Source organism: Brachybacterium sp. GCM10030268 (assembly GCF_042666305.1).
GTDB lineage: Bacteria > Actinomycetota > Actinomycetes > Actinomycetales > Dermabacteraceae > Brachybacterium.
In genome coordinates this window covers 1-975 of sequence record NZ_JBHTCW010000030.1, presented here as the reverse complement: position 1 = coordinate 975, position 975 = coordinate 1, and the positions used below count along the sequence as shown (strand labels likewise).

Below are 975 nucleotides of genomic sequence, written 5' to 3'. Positions count from 1 at the left end.
CTAGGGCATGTCTCCTATTTGCGTAGCCAGGCGATGACGGCGCAGAGGACGACGCTGGCGCGGTAGGTGATGGCGTGTTTGTCGTAGCGGGTGGCGATCCCGCGCCACTGTTTGGCCAGGCCGAACTGCCGCTCGACGACGTTGCGGCCAGCGTATGCGGTCTGGTCGAGTCCGGGCGGTCGGCCCCCGCAGGAACCCTTCCTCTGGCGGGCAAAGAGCTCGTCGGACTTCTGCGGGATCACGGCCTTGATGCCCCGAGCCGCAAGCATCCGGCGGGTCTTGCCCGAGGAGTAGGCCTTGTCGGCGACCACCGCAGCAGGCCGGGTCCGGGGCCTTCCGGGGCCAAGGCGAGGGACTCGAATATCGTCGAGGACCTCGACGAGCATCGCGCCGTCGTTGCGTTGACCGCCGGTCAGAACGATCGCCAGCGGCATGCCATTGCCGTCGACCGCGGCATGGACTTTGCTGCCCAGCCCGCCGCGTGACCTGCCGACCGCGTGGCCTTCGGGCTCCTCAGCGGTCGGATTCTTGTGGTTCGCGCCCGCCCCCTGTGGGCTGGTCGGGACGAGTTGTGTTGGTCCCGTGCTGGTGGGCTCGGCTGATCGTCGAATCCACCGAGACCGTCCAGTCGATGCCGCCTGCCGCGTCGGCCTGCGCCATCAGTGCGGCATGGATTCGGTCCCAGACCCCGAGCCGGGCGTAGAGGTAGTGGCGCTTCCACACCGTCTGCCACGGTCCGAACTGGTCACGCGGCAGGTCGCGCCACGGGATCCCGGTGCGGGACCGGTAGATGATGCCCTCGACGATCTTCCGGTTGTCGCGGAAGGGATGCCCTTTGCGACCCTTGTTCGACGGCAACAGCGGCTCGATCCGCTCCCACTGCTCGTCGGACAGGACCTGATGTCGAGTCGTCGCGGTAGCCATGCATACAGGCTCTCAAGTGAAACCGCCTCACATATAGGAGACACGCCCTAG

1 protein-coding gene is annotated in these 975 nt (G+C 67.0%); it reads right to left on the bottom strand.

The features are described from left to right. Nucleotides 1-14: 14 nt before the first annotated feature. A protein-coding gene (locus tag ACFQRD_RS16675) for an IS5 family transposase (protein WP_377804794.1) occupies nucleotides 15-924 on the bottom strand; the annotation gives its coding sequence in 2 pieces (ribosomal slippage) (nucleotides 15-548 and nucleotides 550-924; 909 coding nt in all). Nucleotides 925-975: the final 51 nt, after the last annotated feature.